14 protein-coding genes are annotated in these 14,049 nt (G+C 58.7%); 5 read left to right on the top strand and 9 right to left on the bottom strand.

The annotated features are described in order from the left end of the window. The first annotated feature begins 8 nt into the window (after window positions 1–8). Window positions 9–821: a hypothetical protein gene (locus tag VQ830_RS07720; RefSeq protein ID WP_337267503.1), complete on the top strand. Its 813-nt coding sequence runs from the start codon at window positions 9–11 to the stop codon at window positions 819–821. Between the two features lie 47 nt (window positions 822–868). On the opposite strand, the gene VQ830_RS07715 is transcribed toward VQ830_RS07720, so the two are convergent. From VQ830_RS07715 to VQ830_RS07695, 5 genes are all read right to left on the bottom strand, one after another. Then, window positions 869–1,105, bottom strand: a complete 237-nt coding sequence (locus VQ830_RS07715) for a hypothetical protein (protein ID WP_337267502.1) — start codon at window positions 1,103–1,105, stop codon at window positions 869–871. A gap of 278 nt (window positions 1,106–1,383) precedes the next feature. Then, complete coding sequence (locus tag VQ830_RS07710) at window positions 1,384–2,139, bottom strand: hypothetical protein (protein ID WP_337267501.1); 756 nt, start codon at window positions 2,137–2,139, stop codon at window positions 1,384–1,386. A gap of 263 nt (window positions 2,140–2,402) precedes the next feature. Further along, window positions 2,403–2,852: a hypothetical protein gene (locus VQ830_RS07705; protein ID WP_337267500.1), complete on the bottom strand. Its 450-nt coding sequence runs from the start codon at window positions 2,850–2,852 to the stop codon at window positions 2,403–2,405. Between the two features lie 213 nt (window positions 2,853–3,065). Then, a complete protein-coding gene (locus tag VQ830_RS07700; RefSeq protein ID WP_337267499.1) occupies window positions 3,066–5,120 on the bottom strand; it encodes a portal protein in 2,055 nt (684 codons plus the stop codon). Continuing rightward, window positions 5,120–6,592, bottom strand: coding sequence for a terminase large subunit domain-containing protein (locus tag VQ830_RS07695; protein WP_337267498.1), 1,473 nt, complete (start codon window positions 6,590–6,592; stop codon window positions 5,120–5,122). Before VQ830_RS07695 ends, VQ830_RS07700 begins: the two co-directional genes overlap by 1 nt. A gap of 496 nt (window positions 6,593–7,088) precedes the next feature. Here VQ830_RS07695 and VQ830_RS07690 point away from each other — a divergent pair, with 496 nt between their 5' ends. Next, window positions 7,089–7,352, top strand: coding sequence for a hypothetical protein (locus tag VQ830_RS07690; RefSeq protein ID WP_337267497.1), 264 nt, complete (start codon window positions 7,089–7,091; stop codon window positions 7,350–7,352). 59 nt (window positions 7,353–7,411) lie between these two features. Here the strand turns inward: VQ830_RS07690 and VQ830_RS07685 are convergent, their stop codons facing one another. Further along, window positions 7,412–7,975 carry a hypothetical protein gene (locus VQ830_RS07685; RefSeq protein ID WP_337267496.1) on the bottom strand — a complete coding sequence of 188 codons (564 nt, stop codon included), beginning with the start codon at window positions 7,973–7,975 and terminating at the stop codon, window positions 7,412–7,414. A gap of 672 nt (window positions 7,976–8,647) precedes the next feature. Between VQ830_RS07685 and VQ830_RS07680 the strand changes: the two genes are divergently transcribed. Beyond that, on the top strand, window positions 8,648–9,178 hold the full coding sequence (locus tag VQ830_RS07680) for a hypothetical protein (protein ID WP_337267495.1): 531 nt from the start codon (window positions 8,648–8,650) through the stop codon (window positions 9,176–9,178). Between the two features lie 82 nt (window positions 9,179–9,260). On the opposite strand, the gene VQ830_RS07675 is transcribed toward VQ830_RS07680, so the two are convergent. After that, complete coding sequence (locus VQ830_RS07675; RefSeq protein ID WP_337267494.1) at window positions 9,261–10,430, bottom strand: nickel/cobalt efflux transporter; 1,170 nt, start codon at window positions 10,428–10,430, stop codon at window positions 9,261–9,263. A 216-nt stretch (window positions 10,431–10,646) separates the two neighbouring features. Here VQ830_RS07675 and VQ830_RS07670 point away from each other — a divergent pair, with 216 nt between their 5' ends. Further along, window positions 10,647–10,922 (top strand): metal/formaldehyde-sensitive transcriptional repressor, encoded by a 276-nt coding sequence (locus tag VQ830_RS07670; protein ID WP_337267687.1) that lies wholly within the window; start codon window positions 10,647–10,649, stop codon window positions 10,920–10,922. Window positions 10,923–10,941: 19 nt separating this feature from the next. After that, window positions 10,942–11,523, top strand: a complete 582-nt coding sequence (locus VQ830_RS07665) for a cation efflux transmembrane domain-containing protein (RefSeq protein ID WP_337267686.1) — start codon at window positions 10,942–10,944, stop codon at window positions 11,521–11,523. A gap of 31 nt (window positions 11,524–11,554) precedes the next feature. Here the strand turns inward: VQ830_RS07665 and VQ830_RS07660 are convergent, their stop codons facing one another. After that, a complete protein-coding gene (locus VQ830_RS07660) occupies window positions 11,555–12,346 on the bottom strand; it encodes a sulfite exporter TauE/SafE family protein (protein ID WP_337267493.1) in 792 nt (263 codons plus the stop codon). Between the two features lie 22 nt (window positions 12,347–12,368). Further along, window positions 12,369–14,045 (bottom strand): bifunctional protein tyrosine phosphatase family protein/NAD(P)/FAD-dependent oxidoreductase, encoded by a 1,677-nt coding sequence (locus tag VQ830_RS07655; protein ID WP_337267492.1) that lies wholly within the window; start codon window positions 14,043–14,045, stop codon window positions 12,369–12,371. Window positions 14,046–14,049: the final 4 nt, after the last annotated feature.

Genomic DNA, 14,049 nt, shown 5'->3' with positions numbered 1-14,049 from the left:
TGAGGGGCTTGAACCTGCGTTTTCCAATATTTACAGACTGGTTGCGTCGCCCCCTCGCGCAGAAGTCGCTGAGCCACGAAAGCGGGTGGCGGCTGGCAGCAGCTAATACTTATCGCTTGCCCGCTCTCTCAACTGCTCCATTAGCCATGACCGCAATTTTGACGTGCGGCTGGCGACAGATTCTGTATGTTCAAAACGAAGCAGAATTAGCGGGTGGATCACGAGCGTGCGGAAGCAAAAATATATGTAAAGAACATCCGCGTTGCCACTTCGCCTTGTGTACGCAGCCTAAGTTGCACTTGCTCCAAATTTTAGAATCATGCGACTGCTTGGCTTACACTAAAATACCAAGAAGCGGCTTTGTGATGGCATCTAGTATTTTCGAAACTTACCGTTGCGCCCTCATCGGTAAATCTGTTTCGCGCGTGTGGCGAGGCTACGGCTCGGCTCTGTTCTTGGAATTAGGAGAGCTTGCGCCAGGTCCTCTCAGAGACGGCAAATCCGGCGAGCCGAAGGGCGAATTCACGCTTATGATCGAATGGAGCTGGCGCATTGAGACCGAAACTTCGATCTTATGCGGAACGTGGAGCGAACAAGACGAGTGGCCGGATTTTCTGAAAAATCTTGTCGGTCGCACAATCGTGGATGCGTACCTCTTTGCGCGTCTCCCGGAAATCTCCCTCGCTCTTACAGACAATCTATATGTCAGCTCGTTTATGACCTCAACAGAGCAGCCCGCGTGGGTACTATTTGATAGGTTTCGGGATAAGTGGATCAATGTTGAAAACGGCAAGGTGATCGAAGAGAGCGGTACAAAGTGACGGCCTAACCCGGCTGTTGAATCGCAATCTCCGATCTCATTTCCGTCTCACGCCGGCGCGCCGGCCTGCCCCTGCGCCACATCCTCGGCCATCAGCGCCAGCTTGCGGCGAAAGGTGCGGATAGCGCGTGCTTCGGCGGCAAAGGCGGCGCGCGTCGCATCGTCTTCGGGCCGCGCCTGAATGCATTGATTGATGGCCGCCGCTTCCATCTCGTCGAGCAAAAGGCCCGCGACGGCGCTGTCCAGAAGAAGCCGCGCCCCGGCCAGTTTTTCTTCTTGCCTCATCCAGCTTGTCCTCCAAATCGCGCCGGCGACAGGCGCTCGTCACGCATCAGTTCCGCTGTGTTCTGCTCGCCGCAGTGTAATTTCCTGGTCGATCTGGTAGCGCTGCAGCTCGGCTTTGCTGCGCAGTTCGGCCGGTCGCCGTTTAACGTCGTTGCAGTTTGCTCTGTCAAGCAAACGAAAAGAACGACTAGCTAACGGGAGGCCACGGAAAGCTTGTTATCTTGAGCCACATCCGCGCCAAGATAAGTTAACCGCGGCCAAACCCTTTTACATTAGACTCATTTATAACCTTCAGCAGCGCGCGAATTTAGCTCATAGGAATTTGATCGATCCCACGGCCAATTGGGGTGTTGAGGAACAGGTAAATAGAGTTCTCCGACATTTTGTAGTGGTTCAAAAGGACGGGAATTTAAAATGTGATTGAGAGTATCCTTCCCGGAAGGCGAAGGTTGACTATAAGCAGCCTCGGCGTGGCCATCAGTCATTACGCGTGAATCCCTCGTCTCATCTGCGATCAACAGCCCTTGCTCTAAAGCATCCCTAACAAGATAAGGAAGCGCTGAACGGGGAACATTATTTTCAGAAGCGTAATCCGCTATTTTCAGCCCAACCTCATTATTGAACAAATCGCGGTAGCCATCTAGGAGGCCCCCTTTAACGCTATTATTATCCGGTTCACCACCAAATTCACGCTTCAGGCGGTCTGTGAACCAGGTCTTGTGCTCCCGCAATTTGCCGAGATTTCTCGTAAGAAATTGCCCCTCCGTCGTTGCGAGACTTGCCGAAACCAAAGCGTGAGCAAAAGCATTTTTATTTTGATCAGATTGATGAGGTCCCTGCTTATTTTCGATGCCAAACGCTTTCGAAAAGATATTGACCTGCTTCTCCTCGTTCTCCAGCCTGCTCTTGTACGGATACCAAACGCCATTCCGGCCTTGGTCATCTCCATCCGGATAACGCCTCAAAATCCCTTTATCCCAGTCAAAGTTCTCGGAAAGCTCTGCGAGTGAGGGTAGACGTCGTTCACCAGCCATCAAAGGACTCCAGTTGTGATTTGAGAAATGGGGCGTCAACACGCTTCGTTGATGATTGACGATATCAGCGTTGAAACTTTCAACCGCGACCAAAAAAATCGGACCCTGGCAGCGCTCACCTAGAGAATTGTCTCCAAGCCGTTGCCTTCGAGGCGTGCGAGACGATTGAGAGCATTATTCCTATTGGTTTTGAAGAACGAATATCTTTCATCGCAAGCTTTGGTGCTATTACGCTCCAATATGCGGCCCGAAAGGGCGAGGCACTATTTGTCCAAAACCAGAAGATCCCGGTCGCCACGGTGAAAAAGCAATAAAGACCCATTTTCCCCGAGAGACTCGCATTCGCGATCGATACTGCCGCTCAGCACCGGAAATTGAGTAACAGGAGCCGCTGCGCAGGAGCCTTTGTCCGAATTCATCAGGGCGATAAAGTGGCCGCTGAGACGGCAATAACGATGCTCCTCGAAAGGCACGGGACCTTGCTGTTCGGAGCCAAGGCAAATCGTGTCGAAACCTGAAAACAGGGGGCTGTTGAACTTGACTTCCCTCGTCTTCGCAACTTCGTCGAGAACCCGCTGGGCAGCCGGATCGGCTGACTCCAATTCCGAGGGCGTGGTTATATATATCATCAATGCGAAAAGCATGATTGGAATAAGGATGATGCTGAGAGCAATTGAGCCCAGCCAAATCAATACCTTCTTCTTCTTCGTCACCCAACCCCCCATCACTGCCGGTTGCAGCTCTATCTTTCCTCGCTGCCGCCCCGTTTACAAGATTTCCGCACCGTACTTCACATAAATCTCAGCGTGTATTCGACTTGCGGCATTCCAGCAAAAGTCTGGCAGGCTTGAGTTGAAAGTGGCGAAAAACAATGAGGTAGGGTAACTCAGCGCATCTGTGCTGACCTGAACCGTCCTATCCTTGCCTCATCCAGCTTGGCCTCCAAATCGCGCCGGCGAGAGGCGCTCGTCGCGCATCAGCTCCGCCGTGTTCTGCTCGCGCCGCAGCGCAATCTCCTGGTCGATCTGGTAGCGCTGCAGCTCGGCTTTGCTGCGCAGTTCGGCGAGCCGCAGCTCGCGCTCCATCTCCAGTTTCTTGAGGTCCGTCTGCGCATCCATCTGCGCCTTTTGCAGGCGCGCCTGCGTCTCCGCCTGCAGCTTTTGCAGAGCGGGGTTCTGCTGGTCGCTGCCTTGAGCCTGCATCTGTGCCAGCTTGGCCATATCAGGCTTGGTAAAATAGCGGTCGACGGATTTGAGGCCGGAGGCCTCGATCAGCTTGGCCAGCGCGTTATAGACATTGTCGGGCGTCACGAAGGGGTTGTTGACAGGCCCATAGGAAGACAGCAGCTTTTCCTGGATGGAGCCCACCATCTGCATCACCATCATGTCGCGCTCGCGCGTGCCGGCGCCAAGGCCGGTATTGACGCTCACATCCATATCGGCATTCCAGGGGCGCGGATCGAAGGAGACCCAGCGCCCGCGCAGGCGCACCATGCGCGGCCGATCCTGATGCTTGATGACGAGCTTCAGAAGCCCCCGGAAAACGGGCACCAGCCCCCGGGCAATGGTGCGCGCCATCAGTTCCGTCTGGCCGATGCCCGCCGCCTCGAACATGGCAGAGGCCTTTGCCGTCATGTTCTGCAGCGCATCCGGCGCAAGCCCGCTGGCCGCATCGGTAATGCCGGTCACATCGGCCATGTCCCGGTCGAAATAATCCAGCATCTGAAAGGAAGACGCCGCCACGAACGGCACTTCGGTAAAGCCGAGCGCCTCGCGCACATTGACGCCGGCATTGACGCGGATCGGCTTTCCGAATGCCGGGTTCAGCACCGCGTCGGGATTGGCGATCGCCTCTTCCTGCACGATGGGCTGCGGCTTGTTCTGCCAATAGAGATTGTCGAGCGTTTCGCGCAGCAGGACGGTCTTGACCTTCTGGCCCTCCATCGTGTCGTCGGCGATGGAGGTTCCCTCACGTTGGTGCGGCCTTCGCTCGGCAATGATGTCGGCAAAGGGCACTTCGTCCCATTCCTCGTCTTCCAGCTTGCAGTCCTCGCGGATCGCGCCGGCATAGACCATGCGGCGCAGCTCCGCGATGCCGTCGTCATCGGCGTCGATGCGCACGTAAAGCTCGTAATAATCCACCTCCTGCATGGCGGGCGCGGCCATTTCGCGCGGCTCCAGGAAGGCGCGCCGGCGCGTTGCCTCTTCGCCGTCCCGGTCGAGATCGGTGGCGGAAACCGGCAGCGCTTCCACCAGCTCGCGGTCATAGCCCAGCGCCACCAGTTCGCTGCGGCGAAGGCGCATGCTGATGCCCGTCAGCGGGCTCTCGTCGATCTTCAGCGCATCGGGATGCACCAGAAGCTGCTCGGGCGGCACGGCGGCAAGGCGCACGCGCCCATCCTGGCGTCGCCGGCGGATCTTCACGTCGTAGAGCGGCATGTCGATCGGCCCTTGCGGCGTCTCGATCCGCTCGATGCGCCGCGCCTTCGATAGCACCGTCACATCGTCGCCCGCCACCAGTTGCACCAGCGAGGCTTCATCCAGCCCGCTATGCTCCGATACGCTGACGCGCATCTTCTTTTCATACCACCAGCGAATGATGCCGTTGCGCAGCTTCAGCGCATCGTGGATCGCATCCTGCACGGCGTCGTAGCCATCGCTCTCGGGAAAGACGACATTGGAAATATAGTCGGTCGCCTGCTCGGCATTGTCTTCATCGCCGGCCGCAACAGGCTGGAATTCCGCAACCTTCTCATTGCCGAGAATGGTGCGCATCAAGGAGGGCAGCACCTTTTTCACATGGGCGCGCACATCGCGCGACACCACCTTGGAGCGCCCGTCCTGATGCGGCACATCGCTCATCTCGCCGTCGAAATATTCCATCGCCCGGTCGCGGTCTTTCGACAGCTGCTCGCGATAGCTTTCGCAATCCCTCACGAGCTGAGAAATCACGCTCGTCGTCATATCCGCACCCGCTTCCATCAAACCACCTTTTGAATCTTGAAATTCCAGTCGCCGGCTGCGGGCTTCACCTTGGCAAAGCGCAGCATCATCATCGCGTATCGGGAGGCGGACATCACATCGTCGCGCTCCTTCACCACGCGCCCACCCTTGCGGTGGTAGATGCGCCGCTCTTCCAGCCATGAGCCGCAGTTGCGGAACACCTTCCAGCGCCCCGTCTGCATGCGGTCCAGCATTTCCATCAGCCCGGCTTCGACACTGTTGGTGCCGTCGGTAAAGGTCGCCCGCTCCGGCAGCATTTTCAGCCCCTGGGCGCGATATTGTCCGGCAAGGTTTTCCCCCGCCGCTGTGTCGTTGTTGCCGTCATGCGGCCAGGCAAAGGGCAGCCAATCGCCCCAGGCTTTCAGCGCCGCCGCATGCAGCACCGGCGTTGCCTGCCGCTGGCGGTAATCGCGCACCAGATAAATGATGTCACCATCCCGATCCCATGCAAGCTGCACCGCCGCCGTCGGATGGTCCCAGCCGAAATCGAGCCCGCCGATCTGCGGCCAATGCTTGGGGATCGCAAAGGGCTCGACGGTAATATCCTCTTCCGCAACCGGAAAGATGAGGCCGGAGCCCAGCGACGGCAGTCCCCGGGCACGCGCCTCCCGCTCATGGGCCGGGTAGCTTGCGATAATGCGCGCGCGCTGCTCGAGCGAATAATGCTCGGCATCGTCGATCGTCATCGTCGTCACATGGCGCGAATCCGTGCCGGGATCGCCGGGCACCGGCATGATGAAGCGGGCCACCACGGTCGACATGCCAAGCAGCGGCGTAAAGGTCATCTGCGCGAATTGGCCGAGCTGCCCGTTATTGGTGCGCGTCAAGCCTTCGCTATAGATCGTCTCGTTCGGCTCCTCGTCGAACCACACGCCGTCGACGGTCGGCCCCTGCCATTTTTCGCGGCCCTTCTCATAGGCCTTGAAGGAAAGAAGGCTCTCGCCGGCCTGCACATCGCCGCCGCCGCCCCAGCGGATCACCACGCTGTCGAGCAGGTTCGGCACGCTGCTGGCGCGGGTGCGCGACAAGATGCAGTCGGCCGGGATAAAGCCCCTGCCCCAATGATCTTCCATGGCGGGCGGCCCAATCAGGATGCGCTGCGGATTATCGCGGGTCGTCTCGCCCGTCACGGACCCCGCCCAAAGCACCGGCGGCTTCTTGAATTCCGCCCCGTTCCACCAATCCGGATAGCGCCCGGTCAGATGCATCGCCCATTCCGCACCGCCTGCAATCGTCTTGCCCAACTGGTTTCCGGCCATGAACAGGCGCTCCGACCGGTCGCGCCCGGCGGCATGAAACTCTCGCTGCCTGGCATAGGGCCGGTAAAACCGCAGCTTGTTCGTCGCCTGCCGCCGCTCGATCTCAACCGCCACCGCCATGCGCTCCGATAGAAGCGGGCTGAGCCCGCTCTTGGCGGCAACAGGCCGCGCATCCGCTCTTGATCCGCTCATCCGCGCCCGCCGATTCTAAAAACAGAAAATGATTATTGCAGCCTTCATCGCAAACGCGACTGGCCGCCATGCCCCATCAATGACGGTGGTGATGAAAAGAGGAAGCACATGCACCGACTGCAAGCGGCACTGTATCAGGCATCATCCGCACGGCGCTCAGGCTTCTCTTGAAAGCATCCGTGCCGGGACGCATCCCCGCCGCACCGATGATACCGTCACTCTACCCGGCGCCGCATTAACAGCAAGGGGAGAAACAAAACGTGGCACCAGCGTCAAAAATCCAAAACTCTTTGAGCCGCTTCGGCAGGGGCCGCATGGGAGTATTGCTCCGCATCCAGCATGGTTGTAGTGGGTAAGAGACGAGCGTGGCCTTTCGCATCGACCCCAAAATCGGGATCGATTTCGACTGGCCTGATACCTAGATAGAAAGAGGTAGCGCTTCCTTTGTGCATCCGTCCGGGTGCACTGCGCGCCAGGAATGAAGAAGGATGCCGCAATGGCGCAAGAACCAAAACTGGAACATTCGGATTTCTCCGGTGAGTTCGAAGACGATGGCGTCACCGTTCTCGTCGACATCCACAGGCCGGCCGGCAGCCAGGGAGGCTGGACCCTCGAGGTGATTTCGCAAAACGAAGATGTCACCACCTGGGAGGATACCTTCGCCACCGATCAGGAAGCCTGGGAAGAATTTCTCGCCACCGCGGAGCAGGAAGGCATTCGCTCCTTCCTCGGCGACGAAAACAGCTCATCGATCCACTAAGCGCGGCTTGATCGGGCGGTCTTGTCCGCCCGGCGAACTCTTAGCACGACATCACTTCCTCAAGCCTCTTCAGGGCGCTCACCCGGCTCACTGCCCTCGCCATCCTCAGCGCTGGCGAGAAAGGGCGCAATGGCGGCGTCCAGTGCCTTTATCCGGTCGATCAGTTCGGCATCGCTCAACTCGCCGATCTGGCTGACATTCAGCGTTACGTCCTTCGGCATCGTCGCCGCCACCACCTTGAAGAAATCCTGCGGACGGCTGTCGATCACCTTGGAAATGGCCGCCTGGCCCTGGCTCTTCCAGGCCGTCAGGAGGTCCTCCAGAAAGGCTTCGCCAAGCCGCACCCGGGTATCCTGCAGTTCATGTCCTTCGCCGGCAGGATCTGCCACGATAGACACCTTTTCGCGCGCAGCGAGCATATTGCCCGTCGTTTTTCGCTTGGCACCTGTAGACTTGGCACTTGTGAACTTGGCGGCGGCCGTCGTCCCTACCACCGATGCCTTGGACCCCTTGGGCGAAGCACGGCTGCGAACTTTCTTGACTGCAACTTGAGCGGGTTCGCCTTGCGGCATTGAGATAGCAGCGCCAAGCGCACCATCCTCAAAGGAAATATCATCCATCATGTGAAAGTCGCTCTCATCACATAAAAAAGAGCGCCATGCAGCCCCAACGGGACACATGACGCTCAGGCGGGGAGGAACGCGAAAACTGAAAAAATCGGCATCAAATCATGCAGAAATGCTGGCCTGAAAAAGAATCTGGAAAAAGCTTCAAATGAACGCGGATCACAGGCGGAACTAACCAACCGCCCAAAAGCACTGCAACCGAGACCTCGGTTCGTCAAATTCGCGGGGAAACTGCCCGTCGAAACAGGCCTGTTCCCTCTGCAGATCAGCACCGGGACGCATCCCCGTCGCGCTGATACAATCTACTTTACGTAGCAACGCATGAACAACAAGAGCCACAAAGCGGTTTTTTACACTCTGGCTTCCGTTTTCTATGGTACCGTGGCAGGAAAGCGGCAGAAGACCCACTTGCCATCCTACCTTACCTACCCGCCAGCCATCTCAAGAAGATGAGCGCGATGAGTTGACGCCGCAAGCGCGGTCGACGTTATGATACCGGGACGCATCCCCGTCGCATCATGGCCGTGATTATGAAGGCCGGCGGATAAACAACAACAACATTTTTGTGCCGCCAGTATTTTCCTTCATCGACAACGACACAGTTAAAGTCCGATCGCTAGGCCATAAGGCGCTTCATGAGCAAAGCATTCCCGGAAGGAGGATGTCACGTTGAGCAGTCGCTATGCAGCAACGCCGCATGACAGAACAGTGCTGATGCTTTCCTGCCTTGGCCTCACCTGCGGTTACGGCATTGGAAAATATCTTGTGCAAAGTCCTTCGCTTGCGCAGAATCTCTTTGCTTTAGAGGCCGGGGAGATCGGCACCATCTGGACAGGGCTCGCGCTCACCACCTTTGCGCTTTTATTCGATCATGTCCGCCCGAAGGTCGAGGCACGGCTCGAATGGCTGAGCAAAATGGCTGGCCATCTGCGTGCCCGCGCACGGCGACGCTGGAAAGGCGATAGAAGCCTTGACGACTATCACAAGGCGGAAGCGACGGTGTTCGTCGCATTGGCCGTTCCGCTCTTTATTCTCGTTCTGGCCATCCAGATCGTCTTTATCCCGCTCCTCGTCCTTGTCAGCCTGATCCTTTATTTGAGTTTGATCAGGCAGATGATGAGCCTCACCAACCAAAGCCCTCTCTGGAGCCCCGCCATTCTGATGGCGGTCGGTCTTATCGGCGGTTATCTACTGAATTGAACCCTTGCTAGGGCTTTGAGCGCAACGTCTCTTCCGTCATCCTCGGACTTGACCCAAGGATCCAAGCGGTTGGCGCAGAGCCCTATCGGCTGACAGTCGCTTCACTGATGACCGCCGCCGCCTGCGTCTCATGTCCGTATTGCAGTCCGACGAAACCCGAGTAGCCCATATAGAGCGCAATCAGCAGCATCAGGACGCCGGATGCGTAAGGGGCGCGTGCGGCAAAGCGGCTGAAGCCCGACCAGCGTTTTTGGACGTGGCGGATGCTGAGCGAGGCGAGAACGCCGACCGAGACCATAGTCACCGCAAGGCCGATGCTGAAGCACGCCACCAGCACAGCGCCCAGCGAAAGCTGTTTCAGTTGCAGGCACAGCAGGAGAACGGTGATCGCCGCCGGGCATGGAATGAGCCCGCCCGTCAAGCCGAACATCAGGATCTGCCAGCTCGTCACTTTGCGATTGGCGAAACGGCGAGCGATGTCGTTGGCATGCGCCCGCTGATGCGCATCCATATCGTCCTCATCGCCAAGATCGAGCCCGGCGTGGCTATGCACGTCCTCGCGATAGGCAAGCTCATAATCGTGGCTGTGATTGCCATGGCCAAGGCTAATCCGCGCGGTAAAGGCATGCGGCTCCGGCACCTCATCGACGCTCTCGAGATAGCCGCCCTTGTCGATAAAGCTGAAGGTCTGGCGCGTGCCATCGTCCCGCAGCGTCTCGATCCTCACGTCTTTTGCCGCAAAGCCATAGCCGCTTTCGAAGCTCAGCCGAAAGCGTGGCGGCACGCCGGTCTCGAAGATCTCCAGCGCCATTATGCCGTGGCCGGTATCGACACGCCTGACGTCATGATGGTCGTGGTCGTGGTCATGCTCATGGGGGCGGTTATGATGATGGCCGTGCATATCCTGTTGCTCGCGCCATGTGCGCCACAGCATCCAGACCGCGATGCCGATAATGATGGCGGCCGAGGCTATTTGAAAATAAGGCTCGGTCCGCTCGGCATCCATGCCTTGACCAAGATATTGCCCCGTCAGCGCCACCGCCCAGACAACGGCCGTGTGGGACAGCGCGGCTGCAAGCCCAAGCATTACGGCCTGTGCCACTGTGCCGCGTACGGCAATGATGAAGGCAGCCATCATCGTCTTGGAATGGCCGGGCTCCAGGCCGTGCAGCGCACCAAGCAGAATTGCGGTCGGAACGAAAAGCCAGGCATGGGCGCTGCCCTGTTGGAGGATCTCTGCAAAAGAGCCCATCACACGCACTTTCTTGAAAAAGATATTCGCCGATGGTATAGGGGGGTACCCTATATGTGTCAAGGGAGCGACCCTATCCTCCGTGGTGACGCTGCCGGCATGGTACAACAGCGGAAAATGCTTTATCTCGCCTCGGCCAGGGGCTGGTGTCCAGCCATCTGCCCAAAGCCGTCGATCACACCCCTGGGCGCAATCATCCCCGTCAGGAAGAAACGCATGAGCCACATCGTCAGAGAAAAGCAGAAGCTGATCAACCGAGTTCGCCGCATTCGCGGTCAGAGCGAAGGGATCGAGCGGATGCTGGAGGAGGAAAAGGGCTGCGCCGAGGTCATGCATGCGATCGCCGGCATGCGCGGCGCGATCAACGGGCTGATGGGCGAGATCATCGAAGATCACATCCTGTCCCACGTTGCGGCCGCCGACCTCACCCAGGCCGAGCGCGAGGAAGGTGCTGCGGAATTGATCGACGTTCTGCGCAGCTATCTGAAATAGAAAGGGTCAGATGCAGGAAATGGATCAGGGTCTTCGCCGTGCTGTCCTCATCGTCGCACTCGCCAACCTTGCCTATTTCGGCGTAGAATTTTCCGTGGCGCTGTCCATCGGCTCGGCCTCTCTTCTGGCCGATAGCGCCGATTTCCTGGAAGATACGGCGGTCAATCTCCTGATTTTCTTTGCCCTTGCCTGGACGGCTCAGCGGCGCGCGCAAGTCGGTATGCTCATGGCCTTGATCCTGCTCGCCCCTGCCCTTGCCTTTCTCTGGACTGCTTGGCAGAAATTTTGGCTGCCGGTCCCGCCGGCGCCATTTGCGCTCTCGCTGACAGGCCTCGGGGCATTGATTGTCAATCTTGGTGCCGCGCACCTCCTGGCCGCCTACCGGCATTCGAGCGGCTCGCTCACAAGAGCAGCCTTCCTATCTGCGCGCAACGACGCTATCGCAAACCTTGCCATTATCGCTGCCGGCCTGATCACAGCCTATCTCTGGCCCACGGCCTGGCCCGATCTTATCGCCGGCTTTGCAATCGCCATTATGAATCTCGATGCCGCCAAAGAAGTTTGGGAGGCAGCACGCGGCGAACATGCCGCCGCCCCTTAGCCGAATTCAGACGGCAAGAGACAACAGCCACTCACGCTGGGAAAAGCGTGCCCAGGCTGCGGTAAAGCATGTATCCGGCGACAACGAAGATCAGCATAGCGAAGAGGCTGTTGAGGGTGCCCTTTCGCGCCGACAAATTCTTGGCGATCCTTGAACCTACGAAGCCGCCCAGCACGCCCCCAGCGATGAACACCGCCGCCAGCATCCAATCGACATAACCTGAGAAGGCGTAGTTCAGGGCCGTCGTCAGGCCGAATGCCGTTACTGCGACCAGGGACGAGCCGATGGCGAAAAGGATTGGCATGTTGGTCGAAGCGATCAGACCGGGAACGATCAGGAAGCCGCCGCCGATCCCGAAAAATCCGGAGAACATGCCGGTCAAGCCGCCGAAGCCTGCGACCTTGTGAATATTCTCGCGCGAACACTGCGCGCCGGGATTGCCTTCCGCACCACGCCGGCGAAACATCAGAACGCCGACAGCGAGCATTAACAGGGCAAAGAGGATGAGCAGCTTCTGTCCGTCAATCATCTTGCCGATGCTGGATCCGATCAAGGCGCCTGCAACGCCCGCAACACTGTAGACGCCGGCACAGCGCCACTTCACATGGCCATGCCGCGCATGGCCGATGAGGTTGGTAAAGGCGTTGGTGGCAACGGCAAAAGCGCTGGTGCCGATGGCAAGATGCGGGCTCGGCACGCCGACGAGGTAAACCATCAGCGGCACAGCCAAAATCGAGCCGCCGCCGCCGAAAAGGCCGAGCGTGAACCCGACCAATCCCCCCGAGACGGCGCCAAGCCCATATTGCAGCGGATCGAGCATCATGAACTGAAATCCCCGCCGCCCATCAGGCCGCGTTTTGATTGAGGACGGGCGAGGCAAACCATTCGCGCCCTTTCAACATCCCGTGCCAGTAGATTGGCGGCAGTGCTTCGGCCTTCAGATACCAGGCAAGGCTTGATGGCTTCGTGCCATCGATTAGCCATGTGGGAAAGGTTGGCAGCAACTTGCCGCCATAGCCGAACTCGGCCAATACGATCTTGCCGCGCTCGACGGTGAGCGGACACGAGCCATAGCCGTCATAGGCGGCCGGCATCGGCTTTCCATCGAGACAGGCAAGAAGGTTTTCCGCAACGATGGGAGCCTGTTTGCGTGCGGCGGCGGCCGTCTTGGCGTTCGAAGTTCCTGCCGCATCGCCGAGCGAAAACACGTTTGCATAGCGCTTGTGCTGCAGGCTCCTCTCATCGACCTCGATCCACCCGGCCGGATTGGCAAGCGGACTGTTGCGCACAAAATCCGGCGCGATCTGCGGTGGGCAGACATGGATCATGTCAAAGCCCAGCGTCTCTTCCGTCACGCTGCCATCGGCTGCCGTCTTCGCAAAGCGCGCTTCTTTGCGCGATCCATCGACCGACAGCAGCTTGGAGCCAAAATTGAGGTTGGCACGGTACTTGCGGACATAGTCCATCAAGGCTGGCACGTAATCCTTAACGCCGAAGAGCACCGGTCCGGCATTGTGGAATTCGATTGCGATGTCCGCGATCCGGCCCTTGCGGAACCAATGATCGCCGGAAAGATACATCGCCTTCTGCGGCGCGCCAGCGCATTTGATCGGCATCGGCGGCTGGGTAAAGAGCGCGCGCCCACCCTTCAGATTTTCCACCAGCGACCATGTATAGGGTGCGGTGTCATAGCGGTAATTGGACGTCACGCCGTTGCGGCCCAGCGTGTCTTCGACCCCCTCGATGGCAGACCAGTCGAGCTTGATGCCGGGTGCGGCGACGAGCATGCGATAGGTGATGCGCCGTCCGTCCGAAAGGATCACGCTGTCATGCTCGGGATCGAACTCGGCCACCGCCGCTTTTTCCCATTGGACGCGATCGGGAATAACGGCCGACATTTGCCTGACGGTGTCTTTGGCTTTGAAAATGCCGCCCCCCACCATGGTCCATCCGGGCTGATAGGCATGGCGATCCGATGGATCGACCAGAACGATCGTCAGGGACGGACGGCGCTTGATGAGGCTGGCGGCCGTTGCAATGCCAGCGGCGCCTGCCCCGACGATCAAAACATCGCAGGTGAGCGCGGCGTCCGCCTTCCGTACGCCCGGCATCCGCTCCAACTTGGATCGCAGATGCGTCAGGTCGTAGCCTGCCGCCTTTGCGGCCGACAGAGCCGCATCGCCCCCGACGACCGGGGACTGAGACAGCGCCCAGAGCGTTGCAGCGCGCGTGCCTGACCGGCAAAAGGCGAGAACCGGACCCGGCAAGATGTCGAGGGTTTCGCGAAACAAAGCCACATCGCGATCGCCAATATCGCTCAGAACGACAGGGATATGCCTGAACTGAAGGCCAGCGTTTTCGGCCGACAACCGGATCGCTTCGGCGCTGGGCTGGCCTTCTTCCTCTCCATCCGGCCTGTTGGAGATGATGGACTTGAAGCCGAGCCGGGCAAGTTCGTCGAGATCGGCAAGCCTCACCTGAGGTGAGAGGCTGATATCGTCGTTTATCTTGCGGATGTCCATGATA

It is taken from the genome of Oryzifoliimicrobium ureilyticum (assembly GCF_037199735.1).
Lineage (GTDB): Bacteria > Pseudomonadota > Alphaproteobacteria > Rhizobiales > Rhizobiaceae > Rhizobium > Rhizobium ureilyticus.
The sequence above is the reverse complement of the archived record's forward strand: the minus strand, read 5'-3'. Positions and strand labels throughout refer to the sequence as shown.